This is a genomic window from Evansella tamaricis (genome assembly GCF_019042215.1).
Classification (GTDB): Bacteria; Bacillota; Bacilli; order Bacillales; family Salisediminibacteriaceae; genus Evansella; species Evansella tamaricis.
Window position 1 is genome coordinate 1 of sequence record NZ_JAHQCS010000068.1, and the last position, 21,757, is coordinate 21,757.

Sequence of the window (21,757 nt, forward strand, 5' to 3'; positions counted from 1 at the left end):
TTTCTTACCTACAGTCAAGTGTTTTTATTAATTAATAACTATTTTTTGGGTGGGAGGGGTACCACTCCCACCCAAAAAAACATTTTGGAAATGACAAATAGACCTGACGAGTTATGTTTTTTCGAAAGGTCATCTATGTTATAGTGTAAATAACTGATTACGAACAGATGGATGCTGTATTGTAATCATAGGTGATGTTGTGTGTGATTAGATGAAAGGCCACTTTCAAGAACTTATTCACACATGCAATTGACGCAACTTTATGGGGTTTGCCTTGAGGTTGCGTTTTTAATTTGTCATAATACTCTACAATATGATTGTTGGACTTCTTACGAAGTTTAATCATCGATTGAACCATGTAGTACAATAGTTTTCGTAATTTGTTATTTCCTCGTTTATTTATTTTATCTTTATAAAATGTATTACCAGATTGATAACGCATGATATCAATTCCAACATATGCATTCAATTGTTTATGGTTCTGGAAGCGTTGTAGATCCCCTAGTTCTCCAATTAGTCTTACAGCAGTCACCTCTCCAATCCCTGGAAAAGAAAGTAATACCTGATACTCAATACGATCTTTTGAAAGTTCAACCATCTGTTTTATAAGCATGTCTTTTTTCGCTTTAAGATCTGTGATACGTATAGCATAATCCCGAATTTGGTCACAACGAACATCATCTTTTGATATTGCTGGATAGGAATCTTGTGCTGCGTGAAGTAATTCTATTGCTTTTTCTTCTGCACGTTTAAGGGATATGTTCTTTTTTGTATTCCCTTTTATTTTATTTCGTATTACAGTTTTAGAACATGCCAATACTTCATCTGGGTGTGGGAAAAGCTGAGTGACGTTCAAAAAGAGAGCAGAACGTTTTGAAAAAAGACGCTCTAATTCAGGAAAACTAAGCTGTAAAATAGCGTGCAATCTACTGTATAGACTTATAATTTCACTATCTAGTTCATCGTAATAACGTGTTAGTGCGCGCATTTGTTTATAGTAGTTTTCTTCCTGGTATGTCGTAGAACGTTCTGTTCGAAAATGAGATTTAGCAAGCCCATGAGCATCACTTATATCTGTCTTATGACGACGCATCGAAGCCGTTTGTAGATTCGCTTCTAACGGGCTAACTCTATGATAGGTGTAGCCTTCTGCTTGAAAAAACTGTTCTAATGGTCTCGAATACACTCCTGATGCTTCAAATACAATTTCAGGTGCTTGACCATCCCGTTTAATGATTTCACAAATCCTTTCATTCAAGGCTTTAAAGGACGATTTATTATGTGTAATTTCGCCTTCATATTCACATTTATTATAGTGATTATAGATAACCATTGTACTTTTCCCCATACTAACATCGAATGCTAGAACATGTTTCATGTTCATTTCTCCTTCTCTTACCATTCATAGAAGCCTTCACATTGCCTTATCGATTCCACTTTCTTTTACTCGATCTCTTAAGGACCCAACATACTAAACTGATTCAAATAAGGGTGTGAAGTCGGCCGGTTTATAATACGGACTCTTAAATGGTCCTAGAGGCTGGTCGGCCTTACTTCACTTCTACTATAAAAAAATAGTAGCACAAACCCTGGCCAGGGTCTGCACTACTAATGTTAGTATGTTTGTATTGTTAGCAATTTTTGTTTGTCAAAATCAATAAATTAGTTTCCTGTAGATGACCTTGAAGATCATCAAGGATAGGAAACTCGAAGTTTTTGCTCTTTTGCACAGAATTCTAAGAAGGTGAAGGAAGATACAGCAGAAATTCATCCTTTAATAAACAAATCCTATTTACATATTCTAAAATTTAAAATAAAATAAAACTGACGATACATAACATTTGTTATACAATGTTGAAAGGGGAACATATATTATGATAATTGGTCTACATCACGCACAGATTACCATTCCAAAGGGTGCTGAAGAGGAAGGGAAAAACTTTTATTGCAATGTATTAGCCTTACCAGAAATAGAGAAACCCGAATCTCTAAAAGGCCGCGGTGGTTTTTGGTTACAGGTTGGGGATAAAGAGGTTCATGTAGGTACAGAAGATGGATTTGATAGATTAACAACGAAGTCACATTTAGCCTATGAAGTAAATGATATTTCTCACTGGAGAAACATCTTAGATAGGAATCATATTAAAATTTTAGATTCTGTTCCCATTCCAGGTTATGAACGGTTTGAATTTAGGGACCCTTTTGGGAACCGAGTTGAAATGATTAAAAGAAAATGATTTTAATTTCCATGTAAGTAAGGCAAAAGATTAAGTGTATAACAGATTCTCAACTATTTTAAAGTATGATTCTTATAAATAATTCTTTATGAACAATGTGATAATTTTCAATTAAACTAATGCGGTAATGGAACAAGTTAACACTGCTATGGTGTCGCTAACGGGGAGCAGTGTTAATTAAAGAGCTACCATCTTTAATTTAACTAAGGAAGCAGAATTGTTGAAGAAGAAGATATTCTCTAATGGAAGGATGTTGTTAATGATATTAGAGTTAAAAAAAACTGAATTTCATAAATGTAAAGATTTATTATATGCGCAAGGTCAATTAGAACCTAAAGCAGTAGTCGAAGGAGTAAATCCTGGTCGTATTTTTGTAGATGATATTGTCTCTCCCGCTTCGGGACTTATTTGGTTAGGTAATAACGATGGATTTTTCTTTATTGGAAATGAAAGAAACGAAGTGTTCAATTCCGAATTAAATCTTTTTATTGATACATTAATCATACCAGAAGCAAGGAAGGTAGGACTAACTTGTTTTGAAGGTATTGGTAATCATAATAAGTGGGATGAAACTATTTTAAAAGTGTTTGAAAATCGTAATTTAGGAAGTTGGAATCAGAGGGTTTATACTTTACAAAAAAACGACTATATAGGCAACTGCGAACTTACTATTCAAGAAGATTATAATATTGTCAAAATTAGTGAAACACTTTTTGAAAACAGTGATAAATCAATTAAGAATATAAAATTTTTACATTCCAAGATATTAGAGGTTTGGTCCTCACCCGAGAGGTTCTTTAGTAAAGGCATTGGTTACTCTGTAATTTATAAAAATAAAATTGTAAGTATTTGTTTTTCGGGTTTTGTAGTTGATAATTTTCACTGTATTGATATTGAAACTTTGGAAGAGTATCAAGGTAAAAAGTTAGCACAAAAAGGAGCCTTAACTTTTGTAGAAGATTGTTTAAGAAACAACTTTATTCCATATTGGGACTGCATGGAGTCTAACAAGCCTTCGATTGCGGTTGCAGAAAAACTAGGATTCAGAAAAGTATTTAATTATATAGGATATGAATTTATGTTTGAGTAATCTTGAACTATCAAGCGTTAGTATAATAAGAAGCGAGTAAAACAAAAGCAGAGATGAACTGTGCTTTTATTTTCATTTTCTGAGCTAATGGGATACTCTCATTAAGAAATATAATTGAAAAGGTGTGGGGTATGTGGGAATTGATTTTCATAGTGATATGAATCAAAGTAGTTATACAACGCGCAAAGCTGATAAATCTTGGATCGATGCCATAAATCAGCTTGTACCAACCGAAACTATCTCTCTTGCTGCAGATGTAGGGTGTGGTGGTGGTATTTATACGAAGGCACTTGCTGACCTGGGGATTGAATTCGTAACAGGTGTTGATTTTTCAGACTCAATGCTTAACGGAGCAAGAGATAATTGCAAAGAATACGAAAATATTTCTTTTAAGCATGGTAATGCTTTTGAAACAGGATTGGAAAGTAACAGCTATGATTTACTCTTGGAGAGGGCATTAATCCATCATATAGAAGACTTACATACTTGTTTTAAAGAGGGTTATCGTATCTTAAAGGATGGTGGTTATTATATTGTCCAAGACCGTACTCCTGATGACTGTTTACTAGAAGGCAATGAAACTCATGTTAGAGGGTATTTCTTCGAGCTTTTTCCTAAATTAATAGATATGGAGACGAAGCGGAGATTTGAAAGTGAAGTTGTCGTCGAAAGGTTGAAGGAAGCAGGATTCAAGAACATTAAAGAAGTTAAACTATGGGAGAAACGAAAAAAATATGAGGATAAAGGGCAATTACTGAACGATATAAAGGCTAGAACTGGTCGAAGTATATTACATGAATTAGACGATGAAGAATTAAAGTTACTTATCGACCACCTTGATGAATCCTTAGGAAAGATGAATAGTATTGTTGAAAAAGATAGATGGACGATTTGGAAAGCTGAAAAGTAATCGTACAAGTACTAGGGAGCTATAAAACACTTTATTTGGACTGTTTGTTCATGCTGTACTTAATAAGGTTCATCTGGTGACATATTAATAACCTTCTGGGATGACACCACATTTTAGCAAATTTCGTCCCTAAGACGAACGACAGTCTTGGGGATGGTTTTTTAATTGAAGAAATTTATTAGCCTACAATGGAGGGGAAAAGGATGGTTATGAAAAGGTTAATTAAATCATGGAAATATCCTTTCATATTATTATTAGGTATTGGTGTGTCCAATATTGGAGCTTGGGTCTATTTAATTGCCTTAAACTTAATTGTATTTGATATAACAGGTTCCCCTCTAGCTGTAGCAGTACTTTATATTCTAATCCCAATGGCTACTTTAGTAACCAATTTTTGGTCAGGAAGCTTAATTGACCGTTTAAATAAACGAAATGTCATGATATGTCTTGATCTATTTCGAGCCCTATGTATATTTCTTATTCCTTTTTTAATCTTTCATTCTATTTGGCTAGTGTATCTTATCGTTTTTCTAATAAATATGGCAAGTTCCATGTTCGCACCAACTTCAATGACATATATCACCAAGTTAATCCCGCCTGAACAAAGAAAACGATTTAACTCTCTTCGAAGCTTAATGGACTCGGGAGCATTTCTTATTGGTCCAGCCATTGCTGGATTATTATTTATCATTGGAACACCAATAGTAGCCATCTACATGAATGCTGTCGCTTTATTTCTATCAGGTCTAATTACTTTGTTCATGCCTAATGTAGAGAAGAAAAATGTAACTCCTGAGAACGATAAGGTGTTATCGTTGGATATCTTGAAGAAGGATTTACTAGTTGTAGTAGATTTCAGCCGAAAAAATATTTATATTATGCTGATTTATTTTTTATTTAGCTCGGTTATGGTGATGACAGCAGCTGTAGATTCTTTGGAAGCGGCTTTTGCTAAGGAAGTACTTTATTTATCCGATAGTGAATATGGATTTTTGGTCAGTGTTGCAGGAGTAGGAATTGTTATAGGTGCCTTTATTAACACCCTTTTTGTAAAAAAAATTAGCCTTCCCTTATTAATTGGTTTAGGGTCCATTTTTGTTTCCGTAGGTTATCTTATCTATGCTTTTTCTAGCTCCTTTCATATTGCTGCATTAGGTTTCTTCGTTCTTGCGTTTTTCCTTGCATTTGCGAATACTGGGTTTCTTACTTTCTACCAAAACAATTTTCCTGTTGAAGTGATGGGGAGAATAGGAAGCTTATATAGTTTAATCCAAGCTATTTTAGTTATTATAACAACGGTGCTTTTCGGGGTGGTTGCTCAAATTATTTCCATACAGGTAGCAGTTATCTTAGGGACGTTAATTATGTTTTTACTAGCAGTTTCTCTAAGTATAGGTAGTTTTCAGCCTTCAAAAATAAAATACAATCAACCTCCAAATATGGAACCAGTCAAAACAAATTAGCACGAGAACCAATTAGAAGGGAGACGGAGAGATATGTAGGAAAAGGAGAGTGGAAATATGTCTAGAATGAAAGTTTACGATTATAAAATGGAATTTGGTTGGGAAGACCACAATGGAATTGGTGAAAAGTTGATTCAGCAGATAATCAAGGGGGAAAAAACAGCGACATGCGCTTTAAAGGAAGAATATTCCGAACAGGAATTAAAAGAGATCTATGAATCAGTTGGTAAGACTGCCACTGTTGTGGATAAAAATGGTAACCCTAGATGTAATGTACGATTGAAAGTAGTAGTTGAAACGACAGTTGGAAACCCTGATCCAAGACTTGTACGTGGGGAAGGTTATGGAGATAACACGAAACATTTCCAAGAAGCCCACAGAATAGTCTGGAATGAATTAGGGGTGAAAGTTAACGAAGGGACTATTTTAATTGCTGAATTATTTGAAGTAGTTAAATAAATAATTTTTCTAAGAACAGGAATAAAAGTATAAAAGTATAAAAGAGTCTAAAAATGTATGGAAACTGTAGATTTTTAGGCTCATTTTATATAGAAAGATTTAATGTTTTTTACCAGTCGAGTTATACATTAAGAAAAGTTATGGAACAATAATAAAAATAAATGTATAATGCATGATATGTATCGTATTTATTTCATTATAGAAGGGATTATTATGGCACCTAAAAATAAATTTACGAAAGAACAAATTATTGACTGTGCCTTTGATATTGCAAAGGTAAATGGTATAAACAGTATTACAATTCGTAAAGTTGCAGAAAATCTCGGAAGTTCCATTGCCCCTATATACGTTAACTTTAATAATGTGGAAGAACTAAAACGGGAAGTCATTAGGAAGCTTATTAAAGTAAGTAATGACATTTTAGGGAAGCAAGATTCAGGTAACCCTTTTCTTGATTTAGGTGTTGCAAGTATTTTGGCTGCCAAAAAGTATCGAGCATTATTTACAGATTTCATTTTAAACCCAAACACTTATTTAGAAGAATATGACCGAGGAATGGAACAAACTATTCTTGCAAAGATCCAGAGTGATCAGAGTTTACAGGGATTTAGTGAAGAAGAGGTTATGACGATTTTCTTGAAGATGAAGATTTTTCAAACTGGATTATCCATTATGGTAGGTAATAATTTGTTGCCAAAAGAGCTTGGCGAAGAGCAAATCATTAACTTATTAGAAGGAACAGGTCATGATATCATAACTGCAGCGCGTTTAAGAAAAGAAAATAATAACGATTAAAACAGTGGTAGCAATAAACAAGTTAAGCATTTCATACTTGTTCATATGCTCCCACTTTTTTTATGTCTTATATTGGTCTTTTTGATAATTTTTTTAAAATCATCAGTAACTAAAAAAATGAAATAATGATTGTAAAAGTGCCAGGGTTATATATATAATGATATATATAAAGTGTTATATATTATCTGTATTTTAAATGATGTATACATTATTCACAAGCGTAGAGACATAGGTGATCGATTGAGTATGGGGAATAAAGAAAACATAAAAAATTGTGGTAAAGTAAACGAAGAGGAACTCACTAAAATCATAAGGCAGGTGGAAAGAAAGTTAAAATATGTCGCATATAAATACTTGAAAAACTGGACTTTAGTGGAAGATATTATTCAAGAAGTATATATTAAACTATTTATTAACTTCCATTCTATTAATAAGAATAAAATGAAATATTGGTTGATTACTACAACAAGAAATCAGTGTCTTGATTATTTAAGGACCAAACATTCCAAATTTACCGTTCCTGTTGAATGCCCAGAGGACTTGAAAAAAGTACAAATACCATCGGCAGAAAATACAATGATAAAGAATTTAGATAGAAAAGATCTGCTTCACAAAATTGAGTTACTACCTAAAAAATATAAAAAAATAATCAAACTTTACCATTTATATGGTTTAACTTGTAGGGAAATAAGTTTTCTTCACAATATAAGCATTGGGACAGTGAAAACTCGTCTTTATCGAGGGAGAAGGATATTAAGACAATTAATGTGTGTGAAGAATATTTAAATTGTAAAAAAACACTACATTCTTTATATTGGTGAAACTTCACAATACTTTGAACACTCAAATAAGTAAACCGAGAAAGTAGAGGATGGTTTATGTGGCAAGTGTTGGGGAGTTCTGTTTACAAAGGTAAGTTATACATTGAAAGCACAAAAAATGGAGGGGATACTGCATGTTAGAAAAACGGGTAGGTAAATGGATAGAAAGGTACGAAGAAAATAATTATTTGAATGGTTCCATTTTGATCACTTCTAATGAAAATTTCATTTTAAATAAAAGTTTTGGCATGGCTAATTGGGAGCATATGGTTCCAAATAAACGGACTACTAAATTTCGTATGGGTTCACTTACTAAGGGTTTTACTGCTCTTGCTATATTTCAATTACACGAAAAGGGATATTTGAATATAGACGATAGTATAGGGAAGTATTTTGCCAACTATCCACAAGGTGAAAACATTACAATTTATCATTGTTTAACAAATACCACAGGAATTCCAAATTACACAAGTTTTCCTGAGTTTTGGTCTAAAACAATGAGACTTCCAATGACTTTAAATCAACTGATTGATTCATTTAAACATCTTGAATTGAAATTCGAGCCTGGGAGCCGCTTTGAATATTCAAGTTCTGGTTATGCATTGCTAACAGCCATTATCGAAAATGTTTCAGGTATGACTTATGCAGATTACATACAAGAACAAATCTGCCATCCATTGGGTATGTATAATACAGGATGCGATGATGGAATAAAGGTCGTTCCAAATTTGGCTTCTGGTTATTCATTCTGGGAAGAACCTGTTCATTCAGCACATGCAGACTTGTCTTTTCCACTAGGGGGATATGGATTATATTCTACTACTGAGGACTTATTTATTTGGGACAAGGCGTTAAGGTCATCTCAATTAATAAACAAAGAACTGACAGAAAAAATGTTTACCCCAAATCATGGCTCATATTCATGTGGTTGGGTAGTGTCTGAGATACTAGGCAGAAAATGCGAACATCACTTTGGAGATATTAGTGGTTTTTCCAGTAATATTCTCAGGTTTGTTGATGAACAAGTTACTATTACCTTTTTAAGCAATATAAATGTTACGCCTGTTACACATTTAACAAAAGAGATGGCTAAGGTAATTTTTGATGATCCTGTATCATTGCCTCTTCCTACGCAGCCAATCAATTTTACAAACATTGAACTTATTGCTGGTAAGTACTTTATTGAAGAGGAGAGCAAAATTTTAGACATCTCTATAAAAAATGGTGAGCTCTATTTAACAGTCCCTAAAATGTACGGGGCATTCTACAAATTTAAACTTGTGCCAGTCAGTCACACTGCATCAGAAACGACTTTTTTAACCGAAATGGTTAATGAGCAAATCAAATTCCATTATTCATTGTCAGGTGAAATAGTAGGTGTGGAGTATAAAGATTTTAACGAAAAAAAATATATAGTTTCTAAATGTTATTAAACTACGATGATAGAACGAAACAACACATTTTTTAAAGATTACTAATATAATAAAAAATGAGAGACATTCACAGGATTTTTTGGTCCTTCCTAATATCAGCAAATGACATTCCAGTCTTGCTCCGTTTGGTATACATACTCTAATTCCCATGTAAATTACTTGTCCGTTAGTGTTACAAGCACTAGTGGTCTTTTTTTATCTGGACCTATACTATCCAGTGGTTTTAAACGGATGGAGCGCCAAGGGAGAGGGACAGTTTCATGGCACTTATGCTCAACTTATAAAGTTAAAGCAATCACGAGCACGTCAACTTAGCTCAACACACTGAAAATGTCGAATTTGTGAAACTGTATACAATATCACTTCCGGTTGTGATACATATCACACACAAAATAATAAATTAATTTTAATATAAATGTATCAGTATAGTACTTAATTCGAAAACACCCATAACTGGAGGGAGTATTAATGAAACACCTAGTGATGATCGGGAATGGAATGGCTGGAATCCGAGTGATTGAAGAGATTCTAAAACAAAATAATAAGATGTACAAAATCACCATTTTCGGAGAGGAGCCGCATCCGAACTATAATCGAATCAAGTTATCCAATGTATTACAAGGCGATACTACGATCGATGACATAATCATGAACGATTGGGATTGGTATAGGGAAAACAATATTGATCTACATGTAAACGAAGCAATCGTTCAAATTGACACCAATAACAATCAAGTAATCTCTGAAAGAGGCACAATCGTATCATACGACGAGCTAATCATTGCAACAGGTTCCTCTTCTTTTATCTTACCGATTCCAGGTGCGAATAAAGATGGTGTTACCGGGTTTCGTGATATAAATGATTGTGAAACGATGATCAATATAGCGAATCAATATAAAAAAGGGGTAGTTATTGGTGGCGGGCTCTTAGGTTTAGAAGCTGCAAGAGGATTACTAAACCTTGGTATGGAAGCAAGTGTAGTTCATTTGGCCCCACACTTAATGGAGAGACAACTGGATTCAACCGCTGGTGCGATGCTTAAAAACGAGTTGGAAGCACAAGGGATGAAGTTTTTGATGGAAAAGCAGACCGCAGAAATTCTCGGTGACGAACGGGTGACTGGCCTTCGCTTCACAGACGGAAGCGAAATCGAGGCAGACCTCGTCGTCATGGCGGTAGGAATAAAGGCGAATACTAAGGTTACGCATAACACTGACATCTTTGTGAACCGTGGAATTGTTGTGAATGACTTTATGGAAACGAACATTCCAAACGTTTATGCAGTCGGAGAATGTGCCGAGCACCGTGAAGTGACGTATGGGTTGGTGGCACCTCTTTATGAACAGGCGAAAGTACTTGCCGCCAAGTTAACGGCAAATGATGTGGATGGATATGAAGGATCCATTGTAGGAACACAACTAAAAGTTGCAGGTGTTGACTTGTTCTCTGCAGGGGAAGTAGAAGAAGATGATTGTACTAAATCCATTAGAATTCACAATGATTTTGATGGTGTCTATAAAAAGATTCTGATCCGTGAGAATCGCATTGCTGGCATCGTCCTTTATGGCGATACGTCCGATGGTCAAAAGCTCTTCCGGATGCTATTGAAAAAAGAAGATTTGACTGGAATTACTAGTACGCAAATTCTTCAGACTTCTTGTGGTGTAGGAGGAGGCGGTGAGGATGTTGCTTCCATGCCTGATGATGAGCTCGTGTGCGGCTGCAATGGTGTCACGAAGAAAACGATCGTTGATGCGATTACAACAAACGGGTTAACTACGGTCGACGAAGTAGGCGGATGTACGAACGCCGGTCGTTCATGCGGAAGATGTAAAGACTTAGTCGGTGATATCCTTGCTCACACGCTAGGAGATTCCTTCGATAAAGATACAGCAACGAAAAAAACGCTATGTGGATGTACTACACTTGATCGTGAAGAAGTTATTGCCGAAATTCAAGAGAAAGGTCTCAACTCAACAAAAGAAGTAATGTATGTACTAGGTTGGAAGAATGAAGAAGGTTGCTCCAAGTGTCGCCCAGCCTTGAACTACCTACTTGGAATGTTGAATCCTACGGAATATATCGATGAGAGCAACTCCCGCTTAGTGAATGAGAAAATGCATGCAAACATTCAGAAGGACGGTACCTACTCCGTTATCCCGAGGATGTACGGTGGTGTAACGACAGCGGATGATTTGAAAAAAATCGGGGAAGTCGCTGATAAATACAATGTTCCCCTTGTTAAGCTGACAGGTGGACAAAGAATCGGTTTATTTGGAGTAAAAAAAGATGACTTGCTTTCCATTTGGAAAGAGCTCGATATACCTTCTGGATATGCATACGGCAAAACACTTCGCACGGTGAAAACATGTGTAGGTAAAACCTTCTGCCGTTATGGTACACAAGATTCCATGAGTCTCGGAATCGAACTGGAGAAAAAATTTGAACGCTTGGACACTCCTCACAAATTTAAGATGGGCGTATCTGCCTGCCCACGTAACTGTGCAGAATCTGGAATTAAAGATATTGGCTTCGTCGGTGTCGAAGGTGGTTGGGAAATCTATGTAGCGGGGAACGGCGGTACAGATTTACGTGCTGGTGACCTGTTATGTGCTGTTAAAACAAAGGAAGAAGCCATGGAAATGACTAGTGTATTCCTCCAGTATTATCGTGAAACTGCAAATTACTTGGAGCGGACTTCCCATTGGGTAGAACGTGTAGGTCTGGAAAACATCAAAGAAGATATCGCTGATTCTGAAACGAAAAAACAACTAATTGAAAGATTAGAAGTGACATTAACACGTTACACCGAGCCTTGGAAAGAAGCGCTTGAAAATAAAGAAATTCAAGAAAAGTTTTATAAAAAACGTCAGATTCAAGTAGAGGTGAACTAATATGAACGCTTTAGGAATACGTGTAAAAGTTGCAACCTATGGGGAACTGGAGCCACAAATGGGACAACCAATTTTAATAAATGACAAACGCATTGCTCTATTTAAAGTGACCAGTGGTGAATTATACGCGATAGAGGACAGGAGCCCGCATCCAAAGGGAGGAGTTCTATCAGAAGGGTTAGTTAGTGGTCACTATGTATTTTGTCCTGTATATGATTGGAAAATCTCACTTGCTGACGGTATAGTTCAGGCCCCTGATGAAGGTAGGGTGCAAACGTATAAAGTAGAAGTACTCGATGGAGATGTATACGTCAGTGTGTAAGAAAAGCTTGAAACACAAGTATACCGGTGAAAAGAGCATATACTTTTTAAACAAATAGAGGGATGAGCGTCGCTGCCTCCCTCTACACAGGGGGAAAACAGCATGAGACAAACAGGGATGGTGTATTTAGTAGGAGCAGGGCCTGGTGATATTGGACTAATAACTGTGAAAGGTTTAGAAGCGATTAAAAAAGCAGATGTTATTTTATATGACCGACTTGCGAATCCTAAATTGCTTGATTTTGCAAAATCGGATTGTGAACTCATCTACTGTGGCAAACTCCCACAACGCCATATTTTACGGCAGGAATCAATTAATGACTTATTAATTGTGAAGGCACTCGAGGGGAAAATCGTGACACGACTAAAAGGGGGAGATCCGAGCGTCTTTGGCCGTGTTGGGGAAGAAGCTGAGGAATTAACAGAACATGGTATTCGTTTTGAGATTGTACCGGGTATCACGTCAGGAATCGCTGCCCCCCTCTATGCTGGAATCCCTGTCACTCACCGAGAGTACGGGACGTCATTTGCGGTTGTAACTGCCCACGATAAATCCAACAATGGCCAACCAAACATTGATTGGGAAGGGTTGGTTAAAGGAATCGATACAATTGCCTTTTATATGGGAGTGGCTAACCTGCCATTCATCTGTGAGAACTTAATAAAATACGGCAAGGCACCAACTACTCCCGTGATCTTAATTCAATGGGGGACATTTGGTCGCCAGAAGACACTGGAAGGAACGCTTGAAACGATTGCTGAAAAAGTCCGTTCTGCTAAGTTCACTAATCCAGCGATTACCCTTATAGGTGATATCGTTAATGTCCGTGAAAAATGTAAGTGGTTTGAAAACCAACCTCTATTTGGTAGACAAATTCTGTTGGCCCGGACAAGTGAAGGGGAAAGTCACCTTGCTCGTCAGCTAAGAGCGCAAGGGGCGGATGTCATAGAGTATCCAAAGTGGAAAAGCACGCCTGCCATTATGGATGAGGCTATCCTTACTAACCTTTGTTCCTATGATAAAGTCCTGTTTACCTCGCCTGATAGTGTGGCACAATTTTTTAATATCCTTGTAGATCGGGAGATTGATATTCGCCACCTTAGAGGGGAAATCTATGCTCCTTCTGTAAAATCTAAAAAAGCGCTATCCTCTCGAGGAATTGTTGCAAAATCAGCTTCTACTATGGAAGAGGTTGGGACCCTTTTAGTCGTCGGAGACAGTACAGTACGAACTCAAACGCTTGAGAATACTGTAAACTACGGATCCCATGATGTACTAATAACTACTGAAAAAACGATTGATGAACAATTTTCACCAATTGTAGAGCGGATGTTGGAAGAAGCAGAAATTGATACGGTCATCTTCCCGAGCAGCTTGTCCATTCAACCAATCGTGGAGAGCAGTTGTTTGGCGATTCATGAGTTACTAGGAACATCCAACATTGTAGCAATGGGAGAAAAATCGGAACTAATGGCTACAGCTCAAGGGTTGAATGTTAATAAGAGGCCCACAAAGCCAACAGTAGAAGAATTGATGAAATCGTTATTATTAGATGAAGAAAAAGTGTTGATATAGCTATACCAGGGAGAAGTGATTGAACTTCTTTTTAAAATTATAAGGGGGCACGGTGGAATCAAACTCGTACGCCGGCACTGTATATATGAGAAAGCATGATAAAGAGTCTTAATTTGCGAATGTTGGAGGAGTACTGGATGGCACAGATAAAAGAATGGCAACCAGAAGATGAACAGTTCTGGAATGGAACAGGTAAGAGGATAGCAAATAAAAACTTAAAACTATCGGTTTTTGCTTTAATACTTGCGTTTATTATTTGGCAATTATGGTCGGTAACCGCCGTTAAATTAAACGATGTTGGTTTCGAATTTACTAATAGTCAATTATTCACTCTGGCAGCATTACCTGGTTTAACGGGAGCTACGTTTCGGTTGGTTTATACTTTTTTACCAGGAATACTTGGAGGTAAAAAAACAACGTTACTAACAACTGGGGTTCTTTTGATTCCTGCAATAGGTATCGGGGTTGCAGTCCAAAACCCGGATACGAGTTTTACAATAATGGCGATATTAGCAGCTTTATGTGGATTAGGTGGAGGGAATTTAGCATCTTCTACAGCATCATTAAACCCCTTTTATCCTAGGAAGGCCAAGGGGACTGCAAATGGTATCAATGTAGGAATAGGTAACTTAGGAGTTAGTGTTGTTCAATTCCTAACACCAATTGTGATTAGTTTGGGCTTTATTGGAACATTAACAGGCGGTGGACAAGTATTACCAGATGGCACTGAAATATATATCCAAAATGCCGCGTTTGTATGGGTCATTCCAATTATTTTATCATTTATTTTGACGTTATTTTTTATGGATGAGCTACCAAACACGAAACAAAGTGTAAAAAGTCAATTAGCCGTTTTAAAGTTGAAACACACATGGGTGATGGCATGGTTGTATATTATGTGCTTCGGTTCCTTTATCGGATTTGCAGCTGCTTTTCCATTGTTAATAAATAGTGAGTTTTCAGATATAAACGGGGTTCAATTCGCATTCTTAGGGCCGTTAATTGGCGCTTCGATCCGCCCCATTGGAGGCTGGTTAGCAGATAAAATGAACAGTGGTTCGAAGGTAACTTTTTGGACGATTGTTAGTATGATTATGGCCACATTAGGCATTATTTTCTTCTTATCAGTAGGTAGTTTCATTGGTTTTCTCTTCATGTTTATTATATTATTTGCAGGAACGGGCATTGCAAATGGTGCTACATTTAGAATGGTGCCATTTATATTCGAAGCAAAACAATCTGCACCAGTACTAGGGTTAATCGCAGCATTTGCTGCGTATGGAGCATTTTTAATCCCTAAAATCTTCGGATGGTCCATTGATATTACTGGCAGTGCGTTGTTTGCTTTATATGCCTTTGTTATATACTATGTCATCAGCTTGTTTGTTTGCTGGTTTTGGTATTCTAGGAAAAAATCAGGCATTGAATGTTGATAAGGTACCCAGTGTGGTGCAACTTCACCGTGTGGGGGAAGCGAATTTGTCTCAAAATGTTAAAAGCAGTGCTTCAGCATAAAAGGGTATTCTTCTACCCCGAAAATCAGAAGAGTGGGACTTAAATGATAATAATGTTTTTGCGATTTCCCATTTAATTAAAGTCTTGAGTTGAGTATAAACAAGAATGGTGAAATCGTGTAGCATGGGAAGCGATAATTCAGTATTGACGAAAAGGCGTACTTTACAAGAGTGCGCCTTTTTTATACTATAGTTGGGAGTCAAAGGGAGTGGAGTTTCTCTCATACAAGAATACTGATTTTCTTGATTTGTTGATTGCTGACTAAATCCCTTTGAAAATGGAAATTCAAAAAGGTGTGTTTAAAGTAAAGAAATATACTCTGTAGAAAAAGTTGCTGTGGAGTATTGTTAGATTTCATATCTGTAATGATGCAAGTTCGTATGATTGCGATTATGTCAAGGACATCTATGTATGACAATGTAAAAAGGGGGAGACCATGATTCCAGGTTCATGGAGAGCATTAGTATGGATTGGATTAGCTGAAATATGCGCATTAAGTTTGTGGTTTAGTGCTTCTGTTATAGCACCCGAACTAAGACAAGTATGGAATCTTAGCTCCAACTTAGAAGTGTGGTTGTCTACTTCTGTCCCAATTGGTTTTGTAATAGGTGCATTATTTAGTTCTTATTTTGGGATAGCAGATCGTTTTAATCCTAGAAAAGTATTGTCTGTTTCAGCGTTTCTAGGAGCGCTCTTTAATGTTGCACTTATACTAGTAGATCAAGCTTTTTTAGGTATCTTACTTAGGATATTAACTGGTGTAGCACTCGCTGGTGTATACCCGACAGCTATAAAAATACTATCACAATGGTTTCCAAAAAAACGCGGACTTGCTATTGGTATCTTAATAGCAGCATTAACTCTAGGGTCTTCTTTGCCACATTTTATTGTAATATTCCCTTCTTCTTTAAATTGGCAATTAGTGATTATTTGTAGTTCAGTATTGGCACTACTAGCAGCTATAATTGTCAACTGGATTTTAGAAGATGCTCCAGTAACAACTAAAAAATTACCTTTCTCATTTAAATTAATTAAAAGGGTAGTAAAGAATAAACCTGTAATGCTTGCGAACTATGGTTACTTTGGGCATATGTGGGAGTTGTATGCAATGTGGACGTGGATTCCCATCTTTTTGACCTCTAGTTTTACAAGCTATTCACCAGGAATTTCTCCCTGGTTCGTCGCACTTTCCTCTTTTATTACAATCGGTATTGCAGGGGGAATTGGTTGTGTAATAGGTGGGATAGTGTCAGATAAAATTGGAAGAGCGAATTTAACGATTATTTCTATGTCTATCAGTGCTATATGCTGTATCTTGATTGGTTTTACATATGGTCAATATATTTGGATAACATTAACCCTTTCTATCATATGGGGAATGTCTGTCATATCAGATTCTGCCCAATTTTCTGCCGCAGTTTCAGAAGTAGCAGAAGTTGAGTATGTAGGTACAGCCCTTACTTTTCAAATGTGTATTGGTTTCCTAATCACTATATTTTCTATAAATCTAATTCCTTTTATTGAGAGTTTTGTAGGCTGGGAATGGGTCTTTGTATGTTTAGCGGTTGGTCCAATTCTTGGAACCGTATCTATGATCCAATATAAACGGCATGAATTTAATATTGTAAAAGGTGAAGTGTAACAGCGAAAAGAGAAACTTCGTAATTAAATGGAAATGGAATGAACAAGCATTTGTTTATTAGGATATGAAATTAAAGATCTCACGAAAAACAGCAAAGACCGGGATGTATAGAAAGGAAAAGGACCGATCCCTTCCTTTTTAATTATATTTAAATTTGACTAACCGCTCAACCCCACTGATAATTACTTTAGGTGATAAGATGACTAACGTTGTGAAAATTTCAGTAAGAAATTTAGTAGAATACGTGTATCTTAGTGGCAGTATTGAAACTGGATTCCGTTCTTCTTCTACGATGACAGAAGGCACAAGAATCCATCAGTTAATCCAAAAAGGTTACCGAGAACACGATGAAAAGGAAGTGTATGTAGAAACAGATATTCCTTATGAAGATTTTGTTGTTCGAGTGGATGGACGTTGTGATGGACTACTGAAAGATGAGGAGTCTGTGACAATTGATGAAATAAAGTCTATAGTAAATTCATTAGATGATGTTGAGGAAGATACATATCCAGTCCATTGGGCACAGGCTATTTTTTATGCCTATATTTATGCTGGTGACCATCATTTATCAGATTTGACGATTCAACTTACGTATGTACAGGTGAAAACACTGGAGCAGAAACAATTTCGTCGTATGATGACATATGAGGAAATGAAATCATTCGTTTATGAGGTAATCGAGGAATATGCTATTTTTTTAAAAGTGAAGATAAAGCATAAGAATAAGCGAAATAAGACAAGTAAAACACTTGAGTTTCCGTTTAAAACATATAGGGAAGGTCAACGTAAGCTTGCAGGTGCCGTATATAAAACGATTGATGACAAAAAAACATTATTCGCAAGTGCTGCGACTGGGATAGGGAAAACAATATCTACTATCTTTCCTGCTGTAAAAGCGATTGGCGAAGGAAAACTGGAGAAAATGTTTTATTTGACTGCAAAAACAATTACAAGAACAGCGGCAGAAGAAACATGTCAGCTATTGATTGATCACGGTCTAGATATGAAAGTGCTGACAATAACCGCCAAAGATAAAATTTGTTTTCAAGAGGAAACGATTTGTACAAGTGAAAATTGTCCATTTGCAGCTGGTTTTTATGACCGTATAAATGAGGCGATTATTGATATTTTGGAGCAGGAGAAGCTGATAAATCGAGGCATTATTGAACAATATGCTCGAAAGCATCAAGTTTGTCCTTTTGAATTTTCTATCGAACTTGCTTATGCAGTAGATACTGTCATTTGTGATTATAATTATATTTTTGACCCGAGAGTATCGTTGAAGCGGTTGATGGAAGATCAGAAAAAGAAAACGGCCATCCTAGTAGATGAAGCCCATAACTTAGTGGATCGTGCAAGGGAAATGTATTCTGCTACGATTCATAAATCCAACTTTTTGCAACTGCAAAGGTATTATAAAAATACTCCCCTTGCTATAGAGGCTAAAGCGATCAATGACTATTTATTGCAAGTGAAGAAGTCTGAGGAATATTTACGAAAGGATTTAGATGAAGAACTTGTTGCATTACTAGAAACATTCATCATGCAAGCGGAGATACAACTGGTGAAGGTTGATCATGAATTGTTGCTAGACACGTATTTTGCCGCGCAAACTTTTATGAAAATTGCTAAACTTTACAATGAGCAATTCATTACATATGTTGAAGTTCATAAAAGCGAAGTGAAGATGAAGCTATTTTGCCTTGATCCATCTCAACAAATTCTTAAAATGGGGAAAGGATTTAGGAATAGGGTGTTCTTTTCAGCAACTTTAATACCTGCAGATTATTATAAAGAGTTACTTGGGGGACAATCGGAGGATTATGTTATCTCCATTCCATCCCCTTTTGCGAGAAAAAACATAGAGGTCATCATCCAACCATTATCGACGAGATATCGGGATAGGGAAAAGACAATGGCACCGATGGTACACTTTATCAAAGATGTGATAGATAAGAAGGAAGGAAATTTCTTAGTCTTTTTTCCATCTTATCAATATATGAGAGACGCGTATGAGCAATTTACGGAGTATGGTTCAAGTGTGTCTACGATTATTCAGGATGCGGGAATGGCCGAAGAAGAGAGGGAATATTTTTTGGCACAATTTACATCTGAACGTGCCGAAAGATTGGTAGGTTTTGCTGTACTAGGAGGAATTTTTTCTGAAGGTGTTGACTTGAAAGGTGATCGATTGCAAGGTGTGATCGTCGTTGGGGTCGGCATGCAACAGATTGGTTTTGAACGAAATATTATTAAAGACCATTTCCAATCGGTTGGAAAGAATGGCTTTGATTATGCTTATGTCTATCCTGGAATGAATAAAGTACTGCAAGCAGGTGGACGACTGATTCGATCTGATTCGGATACTGGCATGATTGCCTTAATTGATGATCGGTTTTTACAGAAGAAGTATCAGGCGTTACTCCCTTATGAATGGCAGGATTATAGTGTGGGTGCCCCAATTCGTCTCTTTTAATATAAAAGTCTAAAAATGTTAAAAGTAAAGGTATGACATATAGTGAAAAGTTAGTGAGGGGAAGTTGATAAAAATGACATAGAAAAATATAATAATATTTTTACATAAATTCAATTATCTTAAGTACGTGCATCGCTATTGATATAGATACGGAAGAAGAAGGGGACGGACTTTGGAATATAATACTTGCAAGTAACTAGCCAAGACACGATTTATGTGGACTTGGCTTTTAGCTGTTGGAAGTTGTCAGTAAAAATGCTTCTATATTGCATATCCACTTATAAAATAGATAATATACCTGAACGGAACTACCCTTAAAACAATAATATTTTTAATTAAAACAATAAATATTTATTGTTAAACAATAATTTGTATGATAAATTTATATGGAGATTATAGTGAAGAGGTGCTTTTGATGAAACGAGGTTCAACGCTCTTTCTAAAAATAGCTGTTATTTGTATTGGGATTCCAGTTCTTGCTTTGTGTATTTTTTTATTGCCTCAAATTGGGAAGGAGGCAATAGAAGCAGTTGATAAAGGTTCCACAGTGGCATACATGGTATTTGGTATTTTAGGAATAATGTATGGTTCCACGATCCCGTTTTATTTCGCATTGTACCAAGCACTTAACCTTTTAAACTACATAGACAAAAATCATGCATTTTCCGAATTATCTGTAACAGCACTAAAAAAAATCAAAATTTGTGCACTGATCATTAGTGGCTTCTATGTCATGGCCATTCCATTTGTTTATATCATTGCAGAGATAGATGATGCACCGGGGCTCATCATTGTTGGATTGATCATGATATTTGCACCGTTGGTAATTGCAGTCTTTGCTGCTGTTCTCCAAAGACTCCTACAAGAAGCAATCACAATAAAATCAGAAAATGATTTAACGGTTTGAGGTGAAATAATGGGGATTATCATCAATATTGATGTGATGTTGGCGAAAAGAAAAATGAGTGTAACAGAACTTTCGGAGAGAGTTGGCATTACGATGGCTAACCTTTCCATACTAAAAAATGGAAAGGCAAAGGCGATACGTTTTTCCACTTTGGAAGCTATTTGTGACGCCTTAGATTGTCAGCCAGGAGATATTCTCGAATATGAAAGTGAAAAGGAAGAATAATTATATAGAAAATAACTTATAAAGGGGCCATTGTGAATGAAAAAATTATCCATGTTTTTGGTGTTCCTTGTTATTTTATCAGCTTGTGCCGTCCATTCTGCTACTCCAATGAAGCCCAATCCTAATTCCATGGTATTAAATATTAGAAATAACGCAAATTTTGATTATTATACAATAGAAGTGAATGTTCAATCTGAAAATGCAATAAACTCAGGTGGGGTAATGTACGCTGATGGTTCCAAAATAGAAAAAGGGGATATACTTGGATTTGAATACATTGATAAAGTAGACTTTCAATTGATAGGGGAAAAATCTTTTGTGGTGGTGTTACAGGATAAGGACCAACTAAATCAAGTACACCTGGAGCCCTTCACCATCGAATTGGCCGCAAATACAGATTTTCTTTTTGAAATAACCGGTGATTCCATGGAAGACGTTGAAATTAGACAAATAAAATAGTAGAACTTCACAAGGGGAACTTCCGATACAAGGAGGTTCTCCATTTATTTTCTAGTTAAAACGTTAATACGTTGTTGCGATCATCTGGATGCAGTACAAAAGCAAAATTAGTAGTCATAAAGGATACTAGTTTATAAGGGTTTCCTTGCAATAAAATACTACCATTCACTTCATAAAGAATAAAATTATAATCATCGGTATTTTCATATAGTAGTGTACCAACGTTGAAGATTATATCCTCTTCGTTTTCATCTACCACATTCATAAGGATAATATGTCTTTTAAATTTATCCAAGTTTTCCCCTTGTATTCATTTTCAACTTTTTCATGATCCTTCCATAATGTAACTAGTAAGCTAATATTAAGTATTCAGGTCTCTGCATAGCATGGTTAACTGGAACAAACGAAATGTATTAACTTAAAGTAACGGCAAAGTAGTGTTTCTAAGAGTGTCCCTGCTATAAAAAAAATCACTAATTTGTTAAATGAAGAAGAAGGATTTTTCTCATCTTTGTCGAATTGTGACAAAATAA

The 21,757-nt window shown here is 36.1% G+C and carries 19 protein-coding genes; 17 read left to right on the forward strand and 2 right to left on the reverse strand.

The features are described from left to right. Positions 1-157: 157 nt before the first annotated feature. Positions 158-1,378 (reverse strand): IS110 family RNA-guided transposase, encoded by a 1,221-nt coding sequence (locus tag KS419_RS06320; RefSeq protein ID WP_246593679.1) that lies wholly within the window; start codon positions 1,376-1,378, stop codon positions 158-160. A gap of 496 nt (positions 1,379-1,874) precedes the next feature. Between KS419_RS06320 and KS419_RS06325 the strand changes: the two genes are divergently transcribed. From KS419_RS06325 to KS419_RS06405, 17 genes are all read left to right on the forward strand, one after another. Further along, positions 1,875-2,237 carry a VOC family protein gene (locus tag KS419_RS06325; RefSeq protein ID WP_217065225.1) on the forward strand — a complete coding sequence of 121 codons (363 nt, stop codon included), beginning with the start codon at positions 1,875-1,877 and terminating at the stop codon, positions 2,235-2,237. Between the two features lie 259 nt (positions 2,238-2,496). Next, positions 2,497-3,327 carry a GNAT family N-acetyltransferase gene (locus tag KS419_RS06330; protein ID WP_217065253.1) on the forward strand — a complete coding sequence of 277 codons (831 nt, stop codon included), beginning with the start codon at positions 2,497-2,499 and terminating at the stop codon, positions 3,325-3,327. Between the two features lie 133 nt (positions 3,328-3,460). After that, positions 3,461-4,237, forward strand: coding sequence for a class I SAM-dependent methyltransferase (locus tag KS419_RS06335; RefSeq protein WP_217065226.1), 777 nt, complete (start codon positions 3,461-3,463; stop codon positions 4,235-4,237). 209 nt (positions 4,238-4,446) lie between these two features. Next, the gene (locus KS419_RS06340; protein WP_217065254.1) at positions 4,447-5,700 is read left to right on the forward strand and encodes an MFS transporter; all 1,254 of its coding nucleotides are present in this window, start codon (positions 4,447-4,449) and stop codon (positions 5,698-5,700) included. 66 nt (positions 5,701-5,766) lie between these two features. Next, entirely contained in the window at positions 5,767-6,159 is a 393-nt protein-coding gene (locus tag KS419_RS06345; protein ID WP_217065255.1) for an ASCH domain-containing protein, read from the forward strand. Between the two features lie 213 nt (positions 6,160-6,372). Beyond that, entirely contained in the window at positions 6,373-6,954 is a 582-nt protein-coding gene (locus KS419_RS06350; protein WP_217065227.1) for a TetR/AcrR family transcriptional regulator, read from the forward strand. Between the two features lie 246 nt (positions 6,955-7,200). Beyond that, positions 7,201-7,740 (forward strand): RNA polymerase sigma factor, encoded by a 540-nt coding sequence (locus tag KS419_RS06355; protein ID WP_217065228.1) that lies wholly within the window; start codon positions 7,201-7,203, stop codon positions 7,738-7,740. A gap of 169 nt (positions 7,741-7,909) precedes the next feature. Beyond that, positions 7,910-9,208 (forward strand): serine hydrolase domain-containing protein, encoded by a 1,299-nt coding sequence (locus KS419_RS06360; RefSeq protein ID WP_217065229.1) that lies wholly within the window; start codon positions 7,910-7,912, stop codon positions 9,206-9,208. 468 nt (positions 9,209-9,676) lie between these two features. Next, complete coding sequence (gene nirB / locus KS419_RS06365; RefSeq protein ID WP_217065230.1) at positions 9,677-12,103, forward strand: nitrite reductase large subunit NirB; 2,427 nt, start codon at positions 9,677-9,679, stop codon at positions 12,101-12,103. A gap of 1 nt (position 12,104) precedes the next feature. Further along, positions 12,105-12,425, forward strand: coding sequence for a nitrite reductase small subunit NirD (gene nirD, locus KS419_RS06370; RefSeq protein ID WP_217065231.1), 321 nt, complete (start codon positions 12,105-12,107; stop codon positions 12,423-12,425). A gap of 102 nt (positions 12,426-12,527) precedes the next feature. Continuing rightward, positions 12,528-14,000: a uroporphyrinogen-III C-methyltransferase gene (gene cobA / locus KS419_RS06375; protein ID WP_217065232.1), complete on the forward strand. Its 1,473-nt coding sequence runs from the start codon at positions 12,528-12,530 to the stop codon at positions 13,998-14,000. A 137-nt stretch (positions 14,001-14,137) separates the two neighbouring features. Next, positions 14,138-15,433, forward strand: coding sequence for an MFS transporter (locus KS419_RS06380; protein WP_217065233.1), 1,296 nt, complete (start codon positions 14,138-14,140; stop codon positions 15,431-15,433). A gap of 518 nt (positions 15,434-15,951) precedes the next feature. Then, on the forward strand, positions 15,952-17,157 hold the full coding sequence (locus KS419_RS06385; protein ID WP_217065234.1) for an MFS transporter: 1,206 nt from the start codon (positions 15,952-15,954) through the stop codon (positions 17,155-17,157). 199 nt (positions 17,158-17,356) lie between these two features. Beyond that, positions 17,357-19,633 (forward strand): ATP-dependent DNA helicase, encoded by a 2,277-nt coding sequence (locus tag KS419_RS06390; RefSeq protein ID WP_217065235.1) that lies wholly within the window; start codon positions 17,357-17,359, stop codon positions 19,631-19,633. Positions 19,634-20,048: 415 nt separating this feature from the next. Continuing rightward, a complete protein-coding gene (locus tag KS419_RS06395; RefSeq protein ID WP_217065236.1) occupies positions 20,049-20,540 on the forward strand; it encodes a DUF2975 domain-containing protein in 492 nt (163 codons plus the stop codon). Positions 20,541-20,549: 9 nt separating this feature from the next. Then, the gene (locus KS419_RS06400) at positions 20,550-20,765 is read left to right on the forward strand and encodes a helix-turn-helix domain-containing protein (protein ID WP_217065237.1); all 216 of its coding nucleotides are present in this window, start codon (positions 20,550-20,552) and stop codon (positions 20,763-20,765) included. Between the two features lie 36 nt (positions 20,766-20,801). After that, positions 20,802-21,224 (forward strand): hypothetical protein, encoded by a 423-nt coding sequence (locus KS419_RS06405; protein ID WP_217065238.1) that lies wholly within the window; start codon positions 20,802-20,804, stop codon positions 21,222-21,224. Between the two features lie 55 nt (positions 21,225-21,279). Here KS419_RS06405 and KS419_RS06410 read toward each other — a convergent pair whose 3' ends face one another. After that, entirely contained in the window at positions 21,280-21,519 is a 240-nt protein-coding gene (locus KS419_RS06410; RefSeq protein ID WP_217065239.1) for a hypothetical protein, read from the reverse strand. Positions 21,520-21,757: the final 238 nt, after the last annotated feature.